The organism is Pseudomonas sp. S2_F03 (assembly GCF_054668335.1).
Genome location: NZ_CP162759.1, coordinates 3,854,399 through 3,871,948, shown reverse-complemented (window position 1 = coordinate 3,871,948; position 17,550 = coordinate 3,854,399). Strand labels below are relative to the sequence as shown.

Genomic DNA, 17,550 nt, shown 5'->3' with positions numbered 1-17,550 from the left:
TAGCTATGAGAAAGCCAACGTCTCAGCTCCGGCCTCAGGAGCTAATGCAAAGCTACTCCTTTGATCTACGGACGGCGGTTCAACTCCCTTTTGAGCATTTCGGAATCGAGCCTATCTTGTGAATATCAAACGAGCATCGTATGGTTAGCGCTCTACCATCATCCAGCTCCACTAGAGTGTGACACTACCGGCGCGAGCGTTATGGCAAAGGCGCGGAATTCGGGGGTATGAGCGGAGCCGCTGTGTAAGGTTTCGAGTCCCCCGGCTCCACCACTTCATCATCTAAAGACGTCCACGGACGTCTTTTTTGTGCCTAAAATCCAGTAAACACGGGGGTTTCAGGGCTACTGGGGGCTTTCCAGATTTTTTGAGTTCCAGTCGGTTTGGTATTCCCAATGGTATTCCCGACTCCCCGGCGCTAATCTTGGGAATACCAAAAGGTGTCATGGAGTACTTCTCATGTGCGCTCAAACCACCCGCCTCTCCGACCGCCAGCTCAAGGCGGTCAAACCGAAAGACAAGGATTACGTCCTCACGGATGGCGACGGGCTCCAGCTGCGAGTCAGGGTCAATCGCTCGATGCAGTGGAATTTCAACTACCGGCATCCCGTCACCAAGAATCGAATCAACATGGCGCTCGGCTCTTATCCCGAGGTTTCTCTGGCACAGGCCAGGAAGAAACCGTTGATGCCAGAGAACTGCTTGCACAGGGCATCGACCCCAAAGCTCAACGCAATGAACTGCTGGACGCCAAACGGGCGGAAACGGAACACACGTTCGAGAATGTGGCCACCGCGTGGTTCGAATTGAAGAAGGATTCCGTCACCCCGGCGTATGCCGAGGACATCTGGCGCTCACTCACACTGCATGTATTTCCAAGCATGAAATCAACGCCGCTATCGGAAGTGAACGCACCAATGGTTATCAAGCTGCTTCGCCCGATTGAGGCCAAAGGCAGCCTCGAGACGGTTAAGCGAGTGAGCCAGCGCCTTAATGAGATTATGACCTACGGCGTCAACTCCGGAATGATCTTTGCCAACCCTCTCAGCGGCATTCGAGCGGTATTCAAGAAACCCAAGAAAGAGAATATGGCCGCACTACCACCTGATGAGCTTCCGGAGCTCATGATGGAAATCGCGAACGCCAGCATCAAGCGGACGACCCGCTGCCTGATCGAATGGCAACTTCATACCATGACCCGCCCTGCCGAGGCGGCCACCACTCGATGGGCAGACATCGACTTCGACAAACACATCTGGACCATCCCTCCGGAGCGAATGAAAAAGCGTCGTCCGCACACAATCCCGCTGACCGAACATGCACTCTCGTTATTGGAGACGCTTAAGCCCCATAGCGGCCACAGGGAATATGTGTTCCCGTCAGATAGAAACCCGCGCACCCACGCGAATAGCCAGACAGCCAACATGGCGTTGAAACGAATGGGCTTTCAGGACCGCTTGGTCAGCCACGGCATGCGCTCCATGGCCAGCACAATCCTGAACGAGCATGGATGGGATCCGGAGCTAATCGAAGTCGCGCTGGCGCATGTCGATAAAGACGAAGTTCGAAGCGCCTACAACCGGGCGGACTACATCGAACGCCGGCGTCCGATGATGGCCTGGTGGAGTGAACATATCCAGAAGGCGGCCACCGGCAGCCTGTCGGCATCGGCCATCAATCAAACCAGGGACCGCAACGTCGTACCGATACGCTGAGCATCCAAAGGTTGGCGACGCCGGCGACAATCCGTGTCGTGCAGCAGGGCGACAGAAGTGACGACTGTCGCTAAATCTCTGGCATGCCTGCGCTTCTTCGGCTAAGCCTCTGAGTATGGGAAGGCTCCGCATTCCCATACTCAGGGGCTCACGCTTAAAAGCGTCTATCAGACAACCACGAGTTGCGCCTTTCTGCGGCGGATCAACCCTGCTGTCAATTCGTAGTAGTAGACGGTAGCTGGAGCTGAGCATCGCAGGTAGTGCTCCAGAAACCATCTCACGTGTTTGTCCCTCCAGGACCAAGGAGTTGCGCAACTCCAGCGCTCACGAATTACCTCGTGCATCCTTTCTGCCTGTCTGATGTGCCTTTGCCGCGTGGCATGCGCACCTTTGAGCACAGGGCTCAGAAACAACGCCATGTCGAATTCAAACTTCATCGCCGGCCTCCGATGTAGGCACTCACCACATCGATGCGGTTATGTCCCAACTCATGGCTGATCTGCTGTCGTGCACGCTGATCAAGCTCTCGATCTTCTCGGTGACCAAACCCGCCATTTACCGGCGCAGAGAGGCCGGTCAGTTGCTCATAGCGCTCACAGGCGTAGGCCGCCCGCAGTTCATGAAAGCCTTTCAATCCATGCTCATGTAGGAGGTCTCGTGCCGGCCGCACGACTGTCCGCATGAAGTCTTTGTAGCTTTCATCGGGCGCCAACAAATTCCGGCTGCCATTGGGTGAGGGTCGCACGGGCCCAATCCAGGGCATCGAGGACTTGATCGGTGACCGCGACCCAACGCGGAGCGGATGCGCCTGACCGACCACCTTTGGTGCCATCCTGAATGTTGATCTTGCCCAGTCGTTGGGCCTCTCGTTGCAGCCGAGGCAGGTCCGCCAAGATCGCTTCACGCAAGCGCATACCAGCCTCCCGGACGAGGAGCACAATGGCACTCACCCTCGATTGCTGTCGCTCAGACAGCGCATGCGCAATCAGTCTGACCTGCACACGGTCCTGCCCTTGCGGTGCCTCAAAACGAACGCTTGAGCGCTGCCGGCCTAGTGCCTTACTCGGACTGGGGATTTTAACGTACTGATCACCGCGCAGCGCGGCCATCGTTCGGTTGACGCTGGACAGGCGGTTTTGCGCGGTGGCAATTCCGACGTTGCCCTGGTCAACTTGCTCCCGCATGTGGGCGGCGTACAGCATCAGGATCTCGCGGTCGATCTGTCGCGCGTCATTGAGCCTCGGTCCTTCCTCGGATCTGCACCAACGCACGAATGCCTGCCAGCGATCGCTATGGGTTTTGACGGTAGCAAAATGGCCGCCCCCAAACAGATCTCTCAGGGCTTCCGGGCCGGCATAGCTGAGTTGGCGACCGAAGCCGAAATTACACCCAGCTCGCTTACCGACCCGAGCCATTTTTCTGCTCCTGATCGACTGCAGTTAGCTCATGCAAGAGGGCTCGCCAGTTCGCACTCACGATGGCGAGCTGGACCCAATCAGTCGGGCTAAAACACAGCGTGTTATTGATGACGTAGAGATGCGCACCCTCCTCTTTCAACCACTGAATGATGGCTGTCGTCGAGACAATAGCTTTATGGGTGGTGGCGACACCGGCGACACCGGCGACAACCCTTGTCCTGCCTGGCTTTGAGGGTGGCGACAAAGTGGCGACAGTAGCGGCGACAAACTGCGCTTTCGGCTCCTTTTGGCGCTGAGCCAGATGGTTACGCAACGCCTCATCAAGATTGAACATGACGCACCTCAAAGGTATGCCCGTCGGTGATCAGCCACTGATGATCAATCAACTCGACCAGCAGCTTGGCGGCATGACGACTGCTCTTACGGGCAAAGCGGGGACCGTTGCGATTCAGCTCTCGAATACTGAAGCGTTTCCAATTCTTGATCTGCAGCCAGCGCAGCAGCCGGTCCGCCTCTTCCTTTGCCCGGCACACCGGCTCCTGTTCGGTCAGGCGCTGGATCTCGGTGAGGTAGTAGCCAACTAAGGTCGAGGCCCGTTGGATATGGTCGACCTCCACGACACAGCTCTCCTCCACCACGGCCAAAATGCCAGCGACGCGCAGCAGGTTGTCGGCGGCCTTCGATCCGCTGGGCTGCACGCTGGCCAGCTCACCAAACTCACCCAACTGGGCTTCGATGGCATCATGCAGATCAATCCAGCGACGACGAGCCAGCGGACTGAGGCTCAGCGGTGACAGCTGCAAGGCACCGTCAGCGGAAAGTGACCAAGGCTGATAAAACAGCGCCGAAAGGCGGCGCTGATATCGCTTTAGGGCAGCGTCTTTGGACAAGTCGACAGCCTGGTAGCTGCGTTGTCCGGCCAGGCTGGTGGGCCAAGTAATCAGGCAGCGACCGAGAATGCCTTGCCCCTGCAGCATCGGATCACTGAGTAACTGCATGGCCAAGTACGGTTGCAGCATCAAGTGCAGGCTCACGCGCCGGTCATAAGCCCGCAGGCTTTCGCCCGCCATGGAGCGCGCACGATCAATCGGGCTACCGTCCCAGAGCGACGATAAGGTCGTGACCGCTTTTAAACGGTTATCCCGACTCATGGTGCTGCTGCCGAGGAACTGTCCGCCTTCGTCACAGAACAGGCCCATGCTGGGCAGGTCATGGCAGAGCCCTTTGATCAGCGCCTCGATAGTTGGATCCGTGGTGATCAGCCGAGGGGCCGAGGGCTCCGCTTCGAGCAGTACGCCGTTTGTGGGGGCGGGACTGGCAGGATTGATACGCTGCGCCTGTCGCTGTGCGGCACGGTACCGAGCAAGTTGTTCGCGGTAGCGCTGCCACTGTTCACGTTCCCATTGTCGTGCTGAAAGCAATGCAAATCGGTCGGCCGCCGTCTTGCGATCACCAGATGCGGCCACTGTGATCAGGTACAGCGACAGGGGATAGTTTCTCCCGTCGAGCTGTAATCCCGCATGGCCTTGAGTGGCCAGCGCCGAGGCAGCCAAGACCGATTGCGCGGCCAGTGCCCGGGGCACACCGATGACCTCGGCCATGCGCTCAACCGCGGGCCCAAGAATTCCACCAAGTGCCTGGACCGGATAGGGTTCAGCCACGGGATTCGACTCGATTAACGGTCGAGGTGATCGTGGGAGTTCAAGCTTCGGATCTAACTGCTGCATGTGCACTCTCCTGGGTGATGGCTGGCTGTCCTCACGTACTCCCGCCACGGCTGTTGAGTGTTATCAGGGATCAAGGCCCCTGCGGCCTGTGAGGTGTTCACTGGCGCGGAACGTGCGGCTCCTTACGACCGGGAGCGAGGGCATGAACCCATGAATCTGGCCTCCTTGGCGCATCCGAAGAGGCGGGCGGGCGGAGGCTGTGCCGACTGACGAGTTCAGCACCTGGAGATCCTGGGTGGGAGAAGGCAAAGACATGGACACCTGGGGCATGCCTGACTGTCAGTCAGGTGCAGCACTTCCATGGGCTGCGGCACCGGTGTCTGTGTCGTTGCGGATAGCGACGAATCGGAGTTGTCAGGTCGATTGTCACGAGGAGAGTTGCGGCAATGCCCCGTACGGCGTGGCTTGCAGCAGCGGTAGAGCGCCCGTCTCTTTCCAGAAGAAAGAGACGGGCGCAGGTTGGCTCAATGAAATGGCCAAGCGGATAGGTTGCTGCAGCGCAGCGAGGAAGGTTCATCGTCTGCCGCAGTGGGCAGATAAGTCGAGTAGGCATCCATCACCCTTGGAGAGTGACCGTGCGAGCCGCCGGACGCTAATCGCACTTCGGAAGAACCACCACGCTAATGGCGTAGCCTTAAAGGTTCTGGCTACCTGGGCTGGTGCTGTCAACGACAGCGGTCCGTGCGCCAATTTTTATACCCACTCGAAACGACGGTCAAGCGTCACGACCAAGGCGTGCGAAAAGTGGCGACTGTCGCCAGTTTTGTCGCCACGCTCCAGGCCTCGTTCTGCATAGGTTGTCGCCGCTGTCGCCGCTGTCGCCACTCCTCCATCCATGGCCCCACGAGCAGATCCGTTCTGACACTGAAGCGGCACTTCGCTAGATAGAGATCGTGGGCAATTTACCGACGTGTAAACGACGGCGTGGCGCCAATTGAAATTTAAAATGGGGTGATGGAATGAGGTGGCTTTGAAAAAGGGCTAGTGAACCCTCCGATCGGCGCGATCAAAGATCGCTGGATCGGAGGGTTTGGCGGAAAGCAAAGTTTCAGACGTCAAATACCGCCTCAAGCATCAAAGTTGGCTGATTGGGAGGTGGGGGCCTCGCGCCGCATGCTCAACGTCTGCTGCAACCGCAGCAGAAAACCGGCCTCGAACGCTTCTTGAGAATCACCTGGGCGATGACGCTTTCGGTTCTGCGCCAGTGCCCACCATAGTGGTAGTGATGAGCCGTCAAGCCAGGTCTCAGCACAAAGAACGCCGTCCTCAATCATCGGGCCGAATTCATTGCCCCATGGGGTTCGAATACCAGGACAGCCTTCAGCGGAGGGGACAGAGAAGTACTCACCGATCTGTTGATGAGCGCGTTGAGCAGGGATACCTGTCAGATATCGGAACGCCTTATCAAACAACACGGCGGCATCATCCAGCAGCTCTACCGCCAGCTCAACGTCCTGCGGAAAATGCAGCAGAATACTCTGTGCTCCATTTAGCCGAAGAGTGGCTGCCTGCCGCAGTTTAATCGCAGCATCTTCAGGGGTAAGCGATGCAGTATCAATGGTGTTGGGTTTGGGCAGACCGACTAGAAGCGAGAGCTCAAACATCACGGAATCCTCCGAGATAGTTTGCGGTATGAAACAAACAGCCAGGGCGGCGCACGAGCTTAAAAGGGGGACAGGTCATTTTCCTTATCTCCTCGGACAGTTAAGGAGCCGTCCACCCAGCCGTTCTGACACGAAATAGGTGGCGGACCGTACGGGGGTCAGAAACCGGCGTCCGAGGGAACCGGCCAGGCCGAAGCCTGCCCCGCACGGACCGCCATAGAAAAGCAGCAGCTAAGCCTTTGTAAGCGCTTAATCGCTGGCTATGGCGCCATGCGCCTCGAACAATTCAGGTTCTGACACCCGGCCACGGGACTGACCGCGACGGGACAAAGCGTAAATGTGAAGCCGCGACAACACAAGCATGCAGTATCAATAAACTCTGCATCCGATGAAAGCTGCCGGCCAGACGCTGACGCTCCCCGTTATCTGCCGGCCGCCCCCCCGTTTCAGGCCTGACCCAGCGTCTCTCGACTATAGAATCCGGCCATGCTGATAGAATTAGACCGGTTATACATAACGCCCTTAAGAGAAATGGTATGAATACCGAGTTGACGGAAGAAGAAATGCGTAAGGCGCTATTTGGCGTACCGGAGTCCTCTGCCACGGAAACTCATTCACACTTACAAGACACTGTTCCGGATGTCTTGATGGTGCAACCGGTAAAGACAGCGAAGAAACAGAAAGTCTCAAAAGGCTTCACACCCAGACTGAGAGTCACGCTACGGGTGGGAAATGAATTTGAAGGCAAGATGCACGAGATGGTACATGAGGCCGATACGCTGAGCTCCCTAGTTGCGGAGCAAGAAGCTACCAAGACGGCCAGAAAAAAATTCAGGTTCGTGGAAGTGGTATCGATCAAGTCGATGTAATTGCCCCCGTGAATTGGTTCGCTCGCACTGCATCAAACTATCTTCGGTTATCGCGGGCCACCCACCGGCCGGGGGCCTCAAACCTCAGAGTACGTAATCGTATCGCTGACGGGCTTTAACACTGCCAACCTATCCAAACTCTCAATACTTAACCGATCGCCGGTCCGAAGCTCCATAATTGACGGTGGCAACAGACAGAAATCGGCCAAAAGCAATCATTCACTACATGCGTGACGAGGCAATGCAATCGAAATCAAAGCTGCAAACACCAAGAATGCACTCGATATCCATAAGCACGCTTCCAGTCCATACATCTGATAGATCCAACCGGATAGCACCGTGCCGATCAGGCGGCCCATGGCGTTCGACATGTAATAAAAACCCACATCCAACGACACTCCGTCTTCCTTGGCGTAAGAGACAATCAGGTAGCTGTGCAGCGACGAATTCACCGCGAACAGCACGCCAAAAACCATCAGCCCACCCAACAACACCACCTGTTGCGACAGTCCGGTGTTCAGCCCGAGAGCAATTGCCGCCGGCAGACCCGCCAGTGCAAGTGCCCAAAGAAATGCCGCACGACCATCCGGTACATGCCCACGTTTTTTGCCGGTGATGTTGGGTGCAAAGGACTGCACGATGCCGTAGCCGATCACCCAGGCCGCGAGGAAGCCACCAACCTTCCAGAAGTCCCAGCCGAACACGCTGCTCAGGTACACCGGCAAGGCCACCACAAACCAAACATCGCGGGCGCCGAACAGGAACATTCGTGCCGCTGAGAGGATATTGATCGCCCGGCTCTTGGACAGGATGTCCCGAAATTTGGGCTTGGCTTTGGCTTTGCCCAGGTCCTTCTTCAACAGGATCAAGCTGCTGATCCAGATCAGCGCCAAGACACCCGCCATGGCCAGCAAGGCGCCTTTGAAGCCGATGAGTGCCAGCAAGGCCCCGCCAAGAAAGAAGCCGACACCCTTGAGTGCGTTCTTCGAGCCGGTGAGGATCGCCACCCACTTGTAGAGCTTGCCCTGCTGCCCATCAGGAACCAGAAGCTTGATGGAGCTTTTGGCACTCATCTTGTTCAGGTCTTTGGCTATTCCCGACAGAGCCTGGGCCCCCATCACCCAAGGGATGGTTAGCGAGGTTACCGGAACCGTCAGCATCAACAGCGCCGCAACCTGAATGCCCAGTCCGATGTTCATGGTTCGGTTCAGACCCAGCCGGGCGCCGAGATAACCGCCCACCAGGTTGGTGATCACACCAAAGAGTTCGTAGAACAGAAACAACGCCGCGATTTGCAGTGGGCTGTAACCCAACGCGTGAAAGTGCAGCACCACCAACATGCGCAAAGCGCCGTCGGTGAGGGTGAAGGCCCAGTAGTTGCCCGTCACGAGCAGGTACTGCCGCACTTCCGGAGCGAGGGCTGACAACGCTTTCATTACCGCTCCTTAGACTGCCCGACCGACCATTTTGGCCAGTTCGACGGTGCGATTGGCATAGCCCCATTCGTTGTCGTACCAGGCATAGAGTTTGACCTGGGTGCCATTGATGACCATGGTCGACAGCGCGTCGATAATCGATGAGCGAGGGTCGGTACGGTAGTCGATGGACACCAATGGACGCGTCTCGAAACCAAGAATGTCTTTCAGCTCGTTCTCGGAAGCGTCCTTGAGGAACTGATTTACCTCTTCGACAGTGGTGGCCCGCTCGACCTCGAAGACACAGTCAGTCAGCGAAGCGTTGGCCAGCGGCACACGTACGGCGTGACCATTCAGTCGTCCACGCAGCTCCGGGAAAATTTCGGCGATGGCGGTGGCCGAGCCGGTGCTGGTCGGAATCAAACTCATCCCCGAAGCACGCGCACGGCGCAGATCCTTGTGCGGCTGATCGAGAATACTTTGGGTGTTGGTCAGGTCATGGATGGTGGTGATCGAACCGTGGCGAATGCCCAGCTTTTCGTGGATCACTTTCACCACGGGTGCCAGACAGTTGGTGGTGCAAGAAGCAGCGGTGACGATTCGATGTTCAGCCGGTTTGAACAGCTGATGGTTGACGCCCATGACGACGTTCAACGCGCCTTTTTCCTTCACCGGAGCGCAGACCACCACACGCTTAACGCCCTGATCCAGGTAAGCCTGAAGCACAGCGACGGTTTTCATCTTGCCGCTGGCCTCAATCACCAGATCGCAATCCGACCAGTCGGTGTCCGCAATCGCTTTGTTCGCGGTCACCTTGATGCGCTTGCCGCCAATCACAACATGATCGCCTTCTGCACTGGCTTCGTTGTGCCAACGACCGTGCACAGAGTCGAAGTTGATCAGGTGCGCATGGGTTACTGCATCACCTGCCGGATCATTGATCTGCACGAACTCGAACTCTGGCCAGCTCCAGGCTGCTCGCAGAGCGAGGCGACCGATCCGACCGAAACCATTGATGCCAACTTTGATAGCCATGTTGTTGTGCTCTGTATCTGCTGGTCAGTGGGAGTTCGACTGGGTGTCGAACTGGCCGATGTACTCAATGTGGGCTGGATGCTGAATGGCACGCGGACGCAACGACTGAACATCGCGGATGGCATCGCTGAATGGCACACCGCTCTCGATCAACAGTTGAGCGGCGACCAAACCGGTACGGCCCGAGCCGCCCTTGCAATGGATGGCGATGGTTTTCCCTTCGGTCAGCAGCTGCTGGAGTCGCGGATGGTGTTGCGCCCATGCGGCTTTAAATGCTTCGCCAGGGGCTTGATCGTCTTCTACTGGCAGGTGAAACCACTCGATGCCGAGCATCTGGCATTCTTCGGGCAGCAGGTCGATCTCGTTCTGAAGCAACTCCTTGGATGGCATCAGCGTCAGCAACGCCGATGCACCTGCATCCTTAAGGGTTTGCAACGCCTCGAAAGGTCGGGTGTCCTTCGTGCCTGGGCACGGGGTGAAGATCAATTGGCCATTGAACTGTGCCAGAGGCAGTACGGAATAAGGGTGTTGTTGCACGGTGAAATATCCTCAGATGGAGCGCTGATTGACACGTTTCATGAGTTCTTCCGCTGACTCTTTGCGCTCGGAATAACGATCAACCAGATAGTCCTGGCGGTCACGAAGCAGCAGCGTGAATTTCACCAACTCTTCCATCACATCAACGACACGGTCGTAGAACGGAGAAGGTTTCATCCGGCCGTTGTCGTCGAATTCCATATAGGCCTTCGGCACAGAGGATTGGTTGGGGATGGTGAACATGCGCATCCAACGTCCCAGCACTCGTAGCTGATTGACCACGTTGAACGACTGCGAGCCACCGCATACCTGCATGACCGCGAGGGTTTTGCCCTGGGTCGGGCGTACCGCGCCCATCGCGAGTGGCACCCAGTCGATCTGCGCCTTGAACACTGCGCTCATGGAACCGTGACGTTCTGGAGAGCACCAGACCTGCCCCTCGGACCACAGCATCAGCTCGCGCAGTTCCTTCACACGGGGGTGATCGTCGGGAGCGTCGTCTGGCAGCGGCAAGCCCGACGGATTGAAAACCCGCGCCTCGGCGCCGAAGTGCTCCAGCAATCGAGCGGCCTCCTCGACCAGCAGGCGACTGAAGGACCTCACACGGGTCGATCCGTACAGCAGCAAAATGCGTGGCTTATGGATAGAGGTCTTCTCGATGCCCAGCTTGTCAGTCGATGGGAGATCGACCAGTTCGGTATCGAGTTGGGGGATGTGGTCATCAAACATAGTCTTTGTCCTGCGCAATGGCGCTCTTGGATTCATCGAACCAGCGGCGTTTCAGCCAAAGGGCCACACCGACCAGGGAAATCAGTACCGGTACTTCCACCAGCGGACCAATCACCGTGGCAAAGGCGACCGGGGAAGCCAGGCCAAAGGTGGCAATGGCCACGGCAATCGCCAGTTCGAAGTTGTTGCTTGCGGCTGTGAAAGCCAATGCGGTGGTGCGCGGGTAGTCAGCCTTGAGCAGCTTGCCCATCCAGAAACTGATGAAAAACATCACCACGAAGTAGATCGTCAGAGGGATCGCGATACGCAATACATCCAGCGGCAATTGCAGCACCACATCACCCTTGAGGCTGAACATGGCCACGATGGTCAACAACAGTGCCACCAGTGTCAGCGGGCTGATCTTTGGAATGAAGCGCTCCTGAAACCAAGCTTCACCTTTACGGGCAATGAGGATCTTGCGAGTCAGGAAGCCTGCCAGGAACGGCACACCCAGGTAGATCAGGACGGACTCGGCAATGCTGACAAAGCTGGTCTCAATCACACTGCCTTCCAATCCAAACAGCGGCGGCAGCAGACCAAGGAAGACCCAGGCATACACACTGAAAAACAGGATCTGGAAGATGCTGTTGAACGCCACCAATCCGGCGACGTACTGATTGTTGCCACCTGCGATCTGATTCCAGACCAGCACCATCGCGATGCAGCGAGCCAAGCCGATCAGGATCAGGCCAGTCATGTATTCCGGCTGGTCCCGCAAGAAAATGATCGCCAGTGCGAACATCAGCACCGGGCCGATGACCCAGTTCTGGACCAAAGACAAAACGAGGATGCGCTTGTCCTTGAAGACTTCCGGCAGTTCCTCATAACGAACCTTGGCCAGAGGCGGATACATCATCACGATTAAGCCTATAGCGATGGGGACGTTGGTTGTGCCCACAGAAAGACTGTTGAGCCACTGCGGCCAGCCTTCGAACAGGCTCCCCAAACCGATGCCCAAGGCCATGGCGAGAAAAATCCACAGGGTCAGGTATCGGTCCAGGAAGGAAAGGCGGCTTTTACTCATGGTCATTGCTCCTGTGGTTACAGCGTGCCAATCAGGGCCAGCTCTGCCTTGAGCTGTTCGGCACTCAGTTGGGCAAGCGGTAAAGCCAAGAAAGCTTCAATACGGGTTTTGATCTGCTCCAAGGTGGCTTCAAAAGCCGCCTCGATCTCTTCTTGAGTCCCCTGGTATTCCGAAGGGTCAGCCAGCCCCCAGTGGGCTTTGGTGGCGGGTCCAAAAAATACCGGGCAGGCTTCACCAGCTGCCTTGTCGCACACCGTGATGACGAAATCAGGTGCCAAATTCACATGGACATCGCTGGACTTACTGAACAGCCCGAGCGTCGACATACCAGCGTTTTCCAAAGTTTTGAGACTCAGCGGATGCACTTCGCCTTTGGGTTGACTGCCCGCGCTGTAGGCTTTCATGCCTTCCGGTGCCAAGTGATTGAAAACCGCCTCACAAAGGATGCTGCGACAGCTATTGGCAGTGCAGAGGAACAGGATTTTCATCGAGCGATCTCGTAGTCGAAGGCGGAATCAGGCGATTTTGCTTTCACAGCACACGGCTGCCCGTTCAGGACGGTCACCCATTTCATCAAGGCGTTTGGCATCAGGGCTCAACCAGTGCTTGTTGCTTTCCAGCACGGTGGTCAGCACTTGATGAACCCAATCAGGGAGATTCGGGTGCAGTCGGTAATACACCCATTGGCCTTGCCGACGGTCCGACAACAGGCCGCAAGTACGCAGTTGCGCCAGGTGCCTGGAGATTTTCGGCTGACTCTCGTTCAACGCGCAGGTCAGCTCGCAAACACAAAGCTCTCCTTCACGGGTGATGAGCATCATCGTGCGGACCCGAGTGTCGTCAGCAAGGCATTTGAAAACAGTGGTCGGTGTCAGATGGTCAGCCATATCGTTTTCTCAGTGTTTGTTTTTGACCAAGACGAACATCTTGATGCGCTCATGAATTTCGTGAAGGGTGTGACGGAAGGCATCGGGTTTGGTGCTGGTGACCGGGTCTTCAAAACTCCAGGCCAATGCCTCACCCGCTCCAGGTAAAGACAGGCATTCCGCTGCGGCTTTATCACACAAGGTGATGACGTAATCGAAACGCTCACCACGGAATTCGTCTATCGACTTGCTACGTAATCCTTCGGTGCTCACACCGATGTGTGAAAGCGCCTCGAAGGTGCGCGGATCTACCTGAGTTGGAGTTGTGCCGGCGCTGAACGCCTCGAAATGCTCCGAATCGGTATGCCTCAGCAACGCTTGGGCCAACTGGGAGCGTGCAGCGTTGGCAGTACAGACGAACAGGACACGGGCTTTGCTGGTCATTGTGAAGCCTCAGCTCATATGCGGTTTAACGAATATATGTTTTTCCGCATGCAAGGTAAAGAGTCAACGACCCATTAATCCATCAAAACGATTGGACTCCGCCGAGCACCTTCAATGAAAGCTGTGTATTAAGGCGCTAGCCAGCCTTCCGTGTCTCTTCAAATATCTGCGGCGGTGTATATATGGTTTCTGTAATGAATCTGTTACTCACCCAGAAATAGGTCGCTCCTTGGTTCAAGGACTACCTGGACGTGCAAAAGAAAATAAGAAGGTCGCCCCTAACCCGCCCCGGTCATCGAGGGCGGGTTCGGTTGCTGCGCACTAGGCTTTGCAACAACCCGGCGAGGTACGAGGCGCGGCCTCAAGGATTGTCTCTCCGGTGCCACAACAAGACGTCTGACTTGCCGAATCCTTCAAGCGATCATCGACTTCATCGAAATCCGAGTTGCAAATGCCCGTTTCCGGGAGGATCAGCTCAACCCTTTTGGCCGCATCCCAATCACCCGCCAGCGCCGCGACGACAGAGCGAACTTGCTCATACCCAGTCATCAACAAGAACGTAGGCGCCCGACCATAGCTCTTCATCCCAACAATGAACAAACCTTCCTCAGGATGGGCAAGTTCTATCGCGCCATGAGGTCTGACCGTACCGCAGCTGTGCTCGTTGGGATCGATCATTGGAGCGAGCAACACTGCGCTTTGAGTTGCGGGATCAAGTGCGATACGCAACTCGGCGAGCAGGCTCATGTCAGGTCGGAATCCGGTCGCCACAATGATTTGGTCCACAGGTGGAAGTATCTGGTCTCCCGCCTTCACAACCAACCCTTGGCCATTGCCTACAACCTGATCAATAGCGACGTTTTTGAACAGCTCGATCACGCCGTCATTCAGCAATTGGCGAATCTTCAGGCCGAGCTTTCCGCGCTCTTCCAATTGATCATTCGCACCACCACCCAGAATGCGCTCAAGAGAATTACCCCGGATCGCCCATAGCACTTTGGTTTGCGGTGCCTCCTGAATCAGACGCACCAGATCCTGTAGGGCGTTAAACGCGGAGTGACCACCACCCACCACCAGCACTCTTTTGTTGGCATAGCGATTCCGCGCACGACCCAGCACCTCCGGAATGCCGTACGCAATGTGCGCTGCATGCTCGATCTCGCCCAATGCAGGGATGCCATGGGCGCCCATCCAGTTTGGTGTCAGGTAGGTGCCCGAGGCATCAATGACAGCACTGGCAAGCACATCCTGTTCACCCGCCGGCCCTGCGACACGCAGTAAAAAAGGAGCTGCCGATCTGCCCTGGGTCTTCATCACATCCTGACCGACGCGAGTGGCTGCCAGAACACGGGTATTGAACTGCAAGTGACGCTTGATCTGTTCGAGGTCGGCGAAAGGTCGAACAAACCGGTCCAGCAGTTCACGACCCGTTGGATACTCGCTCTCCGGTGGTGGAGTCCAACCATCGGCCAGCAGAAGATTGGCCGCCTCCTTGTCCACATTGAACTGCCACGGAGAGAACATCTTCACATGCGCCCATTCTTCAATGCTGGCCCCAGCCTCCGGACCAGCTTCCAGGATCAGCGGAGTGATACCTCTGGCCAGCAGGTGAGCGGCTGTGGCGAGGCCCACTGGGCCTGCACCGATTATGGCGACGGGAAGGTGAGTGTTATCCATGATCGACTCCTTCAGGTTGGCTGATTGTTCGCGAACAGGCGCTCGACAATCGCGCAGTCGAGCCAACGTCCTTCTAGGCAGGCGTGTTTTTCATATACCCCCACTTGGCGGAAACCGCAGGCTTCGCACAATGCGAGGCTGGAGTGATTGAAGGTAAAAATGCGTGAAAGGACTTTCCAGAATCCGCGAGCTTCGGCTTCTTTCAGCAGTGCCTGAAGTAACTGTTTGCCTAGCCCCTGGCCGCGAACACTGCGATCTAGGTAAATGGAAAAATCCGCAATGCCGTCGTAACAGGCACGAGCGCGATAACTACTGAGTCCTGCCCATCCAACAACCTGATCCGTCTCATCGACCATGACCAACACTGGATAGCGCTCCATTGATTTGATGCGATCAAGCATGTCTGCCGGGCTTCGAGGAGTCGTTTCAAACGTAGAGCTACGCTCCTCGATCCCCTGGTTGTAGATGGCGGCTATTGAAACAGTGTCTTCAGTTTCAGCTAAACGAACTCGCATTGTTGGAGCCCCATTACGTTGGTAGTAACAACATTATTGGCAAAAAAAGGGAAGTTCTTCTCTTTCATTCCTTGCTCTTCACGGCTGGGCAGCACTCATTCACGAGCCCGCAGCGAATCTCCGTGGCCCGCGTGATCTGCCTGAGCAAACTCAGCGCTCCCTGCCTGGCTTCAGCTGACAGGTTCTCGATCATCGCTCGCTCCTCTGCAATCAGGTCAGCTCTGATTTTCTCGTATAGCTCACGCCCAGCATCCGTTGCCTGGATTCGTACTGCACGCCGATCTTCATCATCCTCAACACGTGACACATACCCCTTGCGTTCCAGGGTATCGATCACTCGACTCGCCGTGCTCTTGTCCAAGAACATTTCTTCGGCCAAAACCTGAAGGCGCAGCGCGCCCCTTTTGACCAGCGTCTCGACGGCATAGCATTGGGTGACCGATACGTCGTAACAGCAAATCCGATCACGATCACGGAACTGATGGACGCGAACCAACTGATTCAACGCTTCGTATAGGTCCTCGGAATCCTGAGTCAGCTGATCGTTTTTACGCTTCGTCATAACCGTCACAAATTAGTTGTTAGCTGCAACAATAATCCTGGTATCCCGAAAGCGTCAACACCGATCTCTCGGTTGACGATAACCAAAGGAAGGCGATAGCTTGTTGTTACTGACAACAAAAAAATGAGCACGTCGGTCATGACACTTCCAGAACAGACCCATCCCCCGATCAATCGCTCCAGACTTGTATGGGTGATGGGTTTTACTCAAATTCTCGCCTGGGGTTCGACCTACTACTTGCCCGCAGTGCTTGCGTCTCCGATAGCCAAAGAGACGGGATGGTCCATCACCAATGTGGTGGGTGGCCTGTCTTGGGGGCTGCTGATAGCGGGAGCGTCCTCGCCGGCCGTTGGTCGTCAGATTGATCGCCATGGTGGGCGTTCGGTCCTAGCCGCCAGTTCACTGCTGCTGGCTCTCGGGATGCTATTGATGGGGCTCGCGGAAAACGTTGCCACCTACTATGTCGCCTGGACCCTGATCGGCGTTGCCATGGCGGCAGGCTTATACGACGCGGCGTTCTCAACCCTGGGACGACTTTTCGGGGAGGAGGCTCGAACGTCAATCACCGGGCTGACCTTGTTGGGTGGCTTCGCCAGCACCATAGGTTGGCCGGTGATAGCGGGACTGGAGAGTTGGATCGGCTGGAGAAACGCCTGCTTTACCATCGCCGCAACTCATCTGCTAATCGGATTGCCCATTCATGCGCTGTTGATTCCTGGAAGCACAAAACAACCGCCCCATCCCGTAACAGTAGTATCACCCAATGCATCCGAGCTTCGCCCTAGGGCCACCAACCAATTGTTCTTGTTGATTGCCGCCATGCTGACGGTTCTGGCGTTGGTCGTATCAGGTATCTCAGTACACCTACTCAATGTCCTCAAGCAATTGGGAATCGCGACTGCCGTTGCCTTGGCCATCGGCATGGTGATTGGTCCTTCGCAAGTCCTGGCACGGGTGGCGGAGTTTTCCATAGGTAGGAACCTCCATCCAACCTGGTCCGCACGAGCCGGTGTGTTGCTTTGTTTGATCGGGCTTGGACTGCTGATTTCAGGCCTGCCCTGGCTCGCCTTTGTAGCGATAGCACTTTACGGCGCCGGTAACGGCATCCTCACCATCGCTCGCGGCACCCTCCCCTTGGCGCTGTTCGGGCCTCAAGGATATGGCGCACGAATGGGACTGCTCGCAAGACCCGTCCTGGTCGCCCAAGCCTGCGGTCCGATCGCCGCCGCTTACGTTCTGGACAGCTTCGGAGCATCGGTACTGCTTAGCGTGATGTGCGGGTTTCTGTTGCTGTGCTTCATCGCCACTTGGCGTCTGCCAATTACGCAAAAACGCAGATAATTATGATTTTCCGGTAGACGCCGTGTTGAG

General features: G+C 56.4%; 17 protein-coding genes and 2 pseudogenes. 3 read left to right on the top strand and 16 right to left on the bottom strand.

Annotated features, from left to right (window positions below):
* Positions 1–459 precede the first annotated feature (459 nt).
* A pseudogene (locus AB4N76_RS18055) lies at positions 460–1,715 on the top strand (integrase domain-containing protein).
* A 167-nt stretch (positions 1,716–1,882) separates the two neighbouring features.
* On the opposite strand, the gene AB4N76_RS18050 reads toward AB4N76_RS18055, so the two are convergent.
* The 5 genes and pseudogenes from AB4N76_RS18050 to AB4N76_RS18030 all read right to left on the bottom strand — a co-directional run bounded on the left by AB4N76_RS18050 (position 1,883) and on the right by AB4N76_RS18030 (position 6,464).
* The gene (locus tag AB4N76_RS18050; RefSeq protein ID WP_460163343.1) at positions 1,883–2,152 is read right to left on the bottom strand and encodes a hypothetical protein; all 270 of its coding nucleotides are present in this window, start codon (positions 2,150–2,152) and stop codon (positions 1,883–1,885) included.
* Positions 2,149–3,130, bottom strand: a pseudogene (locus AB4N76_RS18045) (integrase domain-containing protein). The gene AB4N76_RS18050 and the pseudogene AB4N76_RS18045 overlap by 4 nt, the downstream one beginning before the upstream one ends.
* Positions 3,114–3,467, bottom strand: coding sequence for a hypothetical protein (locus AB4N76_RS18040; RefSeq protein ID WP_460163342.1), 354 nt, complete (start codon positions 3,465–3,467; stop codon positions 3,114–3,116). The pseudogene AB4N76_RS18045 and the gene AB4N76_RS18040 overlap by 17 nt, the downstream one beginning before the upstream one ends.
* Positions 3,454–4,860, bottom strand: coding sequence for a YfjI family protein (locus AB4N76_RS18035; protein WP_460163341.1), 1,407 nt, complete (start codon positions 4,858–4,860; stop codon positions 3,454–3,456). The genes AB4N76_RS18040 and AB4N76_RS18035 overlap by 14 nt, the downstream gene beginning before the upstream one ends.
* Positions 4,861–5,927: 1,067 nt before the next feature.
* Positions 5,928–6,464, bottom strand: coding sequence for a LasR-specific antiactivator QslA (locus tag AB4N76_RS18030; RefSeq protein ID WP_460163340.1), 537 nt, complete (start codon positions 6,462–6,464; stop codon positions 5,928–5,930).
* Between the two features lie 536 nt (positions 6,465–7,000).
* Here AB4N76_RS18030 and AB4N76_RS18025 point away from each other — a divergent pair.
* Positions 7,001–7,333 carry a hypothetical protein gene (locus tag AB4N76_RS18025; RefSeq protein ID WP_460163339.1) on the top strand — a complete coding sequence of 111 codons (333 nt, stop codon included), beginning with the start codon at positions 7,001–7,003 and terminating at the stop codon, positions 7,331–7,333.
* Positions 7,334–7,548: 215 nt separating this feature from the next.
* Here AB4N76_RS18025 and arsJ read toward each other — a convergent pair whose 3' ends face one another.
* The 11 genes from arsJ to AB4N76_RS17970 form a co-directional block, all read right to left on the bottom strand.
* Complete coding sequence (gene arsJ / locus AB4N76_RS18020) at positions 7,549–8,769, bottom strand: organoarsenical effux MFS transporter ArsJ (protein ID WP_460163338.1); 1,221 nt, start codon at positions 8,767–8,769, stop codon at positions 7,549–7,551.
* Positions 8,770–8,778: 9 nt separating this feature from the next.
* The gene (locus AB4N76_RS18015; protein WP_460163337.1) at positions 8,779–9,783 is read right to left on the bottom strand and encodes an ArsJ-associated glyceraldehyde-3-phosphate dehydrogenase; all 1,005 of its coding nucleotides are present in this window, start codon (positions 9,781–9,783) and stop codon (positions 8,779–8,781) included.
* 24 nt (positions 9,784–9,807) lie between these two features.
* The gene (locus tag AB4N76_RS18010) at positions 9,808–10,320 is read right to left on the bottom strand and encodes a phosphatase domain-containing putative toxin (RefSeq protein WP_460163336.1); all 513 of its coding nucleotides are present in this window, start codon (positions 10,318–10,320) and stop codon (positions 9,808–9,810) included.
* 12 nt (positions 10,321–10,332) lie between these two features.
* Positions 10,333–11,049 (bottom strand): arsenical resistance protein ArsH, encoded by a 717-nt coding sequence (arsH, locus tag AB4N76_RS18005; RefSeq protein ID WP_169888955.1) that lies wholly within the window; start codon positions 11,047–11,049, stop codon positions 10,333–10,335.
* Positions 11,042–12,115, bottom strand: coding sequence for an ACR3 family arsenite efflux transporter (arsB, locus tag AB4N76_RS18000; protein WP_169888953.1), 1,074 nt, complete (start codon positions 12,113–12,115; stop codon positions 11,042–11,044). Before arsB ends, arsH begins: the two co-directional genes overlap by 8 nt.
* A gap of 17 nt (positions 12,116–12,132) precedes the next feature.
* Complete coding sequence (locus AB4N76_RS17995) at positions 12,133–12,603, bottom strand: arsenate reductase ArsC (protein WP_169888951.1); 471 nt, start codon at positions 12,601–12,603, stop codon at positions 12,133–12,135.
* A 27-nt stretch (positions 12,604–12,630) separates the two neighbouring features.
* A complete protein-coding gene (locus tag AB4N76_RS17990; RefSeq protein WP_010455862.1) occupies positions 12,631–13,002 on the bottom strand; it encodes a metalloregulator ArsR/SmtB family transcription factor in 372 nt (123 codons plus the stop codon).
* A 9-nt stretch (positions 13,003–13,011) separates the two neighbouring features.
* Positions 13,012–13,425, bottom strand: coding sequence for an arsenate reductase ArsC (locus tag AB4N76_RS17985; protein ID WP_046056646.1), 414 nt, complete (start codon positions 13,423–13,425; stop codon positions 13,012–13,014).
* A 321-nt stretch (positions 13,426–13,746) separates the two neighbouring features.
* Positions 13,747–15,102 carry an FAD-dependent oxidoreductase gene (locus AB4N76_RS17980; RefSeq protein WP_460163335.1) on the bottom strand — a complete coding sequence of 452 codons (1,356 nt, stop codon included), beginning with the start codon at positions 15,100–15,102 and terminating at the stop codon, positions 13,747–13,749.
* An 11-nt stretch (positions 15,103–15,113) separates the two neighbouring features.
* On the bottom strand, positions 15,114–15,617 hold the full coding sequence (locus tag AB4N76_RS17975) for an arsinothricin resistance N-acetyltransferase ArsN1 family A (protein ID WP_460163334.1): 504 nt from the start codon (positions 15,615–15,617) through the stop codon (positions 15,114–15,116).
* A gap of 64 nt (positions 15,618–15,681) precedes the next feature.
* Positions 15,682–16,179 carry a MarR family winged helix-turn-helix transcriptional regulator gene (locus AB4N76_RS17970; RefSeq protein ID WP_092238472.1) on the bottom strand — a complete coding sequence of 166 codons (498 nt, stop codon included), beginning with the start codon at positions 16,177–16,179 and terminating at the stop codon, positions 15,682–15,684.
* A 138-nt stretch (positions 16,180–16,317) separates the two neighbouring features.
* Between AB4N76_RS17970 and AB4N76_RS17965 the strand changes: the two genes are divergently transcribed.
* Positions 16,318–17,520 carry an MFS transporter gene (locus tag AB4N76_RS17965; RefSeq protein ID WP_460163333.1) on the top strand — a complete coding sequence of 401 codons (1,203 nt, stop codon included), beginning with the start codon at positions 16,318–16,320 and terminating at the stop codon, positions 17,518–17,520.
* Positions 17,521–17,550: the final 30 nt, after the last annotated feature.

Coding starts and splice junctions, on each gene's coding strand:
- AB4N76_RS18050 (WP_460163343.1), bottom strand. CDS start 2,152: ATGAAGTTTGAATTCGACATGGCGTTGTTTCTGAGCCCTGTGCTCAAA.
- AB4N76_RS18040 (WP_460163342.1), bottom strand. CDS start 3,467: ATGTTCAATCTTGATGAGGCGTTGCGTAACCATCTGGCTCAGCGCCAA.
- AB4N76_RS18035 (WP_460163341.1), bottom strand. CDS start 4,860: ATGCAGCAGTTAGATCCGAAGCTTGAACTCCCACGATCACCTCGACCG.
- AB4N76_RS18030 (WP_460163340.1), bottom strand. CDS start 6,464: ATGTTTGAGCTCTCGCTTCTAGTCGGTCTGCCCAAACCCAACACCATT.
- AB4N76_RS18025 (WP_460163339.1), top strand. CDS start 7,001: ATGAATACCGAGTTGACGGAAGAAGAAATGCGTAAGGCGCTATTTGGC.
- arsJ (WP_460163338.1), bottom strand. CDS start 8,769: ATGAAAGCGTTGTCAGCCCTCGCTCCGGAAGTGCGGCAGTACCTGCTC.
- AB4N76_RS18015 (WP_460163337.1), bottom strand. CDS start 9,783: ATGGCTATCAAAGTTGGCATCAATGGTTTCGGTCGGATCGGTCGCCTC.
- arsH (WP_169888955.1), bottom strand. CDS start 11,049: ATGTTTGATGACCACATCCCCCAACTCGATACCGAACTGGTCGATCTC.
- arsB (WP_169888953.1), bottom strand. CDS start 12,115: ATGAGTAAAAGCCGCCTTTCCTTCCTGGACCGATACCTGACCCTGTGG.
- AB4N76_RS17995 (WP_169888951.1), bottom strand. CDS start 12,603: ATGAAAATCCTGTTCCTCTGCACTGCCAATAGCTGTCGCAGCATCCTT.
- AB4N76_RS17990 (WP_010455862.1), bottom strand. CDS start 13,002: ATGGCTGACCATCTGACACCGACCACTGTTTTCAAATGCCTTGCTGAC.
- AB4N76_RS17985 (WP_046056646.1), bottom strand. CDS start 13,425: ATGACCAGCAAAGCCCGTGTCCTGTTCGTCTGTACTGCCAACGCTGCA.
- AB4N76_RS17980 (WP_460163335.1), bottom strand. CDS start 15,102: ATGGATAACACTCACCTTCCCGTCGCCATAATCGGTGCAGGCCCAGTG.
- AB4N76_RS17975 (WP_460163334.1), bottom strand. CDS start 15,617: ATGCGAGTTCGTTTAGCTGAAACTGAAGACACTGTTTCAATAGCCGCC.
- AB4N76_RS17970 (WP_092238472.1), bottom strand. CDS start 16,179: ATGACGAAGCGTAAAAACGATCAGCTGACTCAGGATTCCGAGGACCTA.
- AB4N76_RS17965 (WP_460163333.1), top strand. CDS start 16,318: ATGACACTTCCAGAACAGACCCATCCCCCGATCAATCGCTCCAGACTT.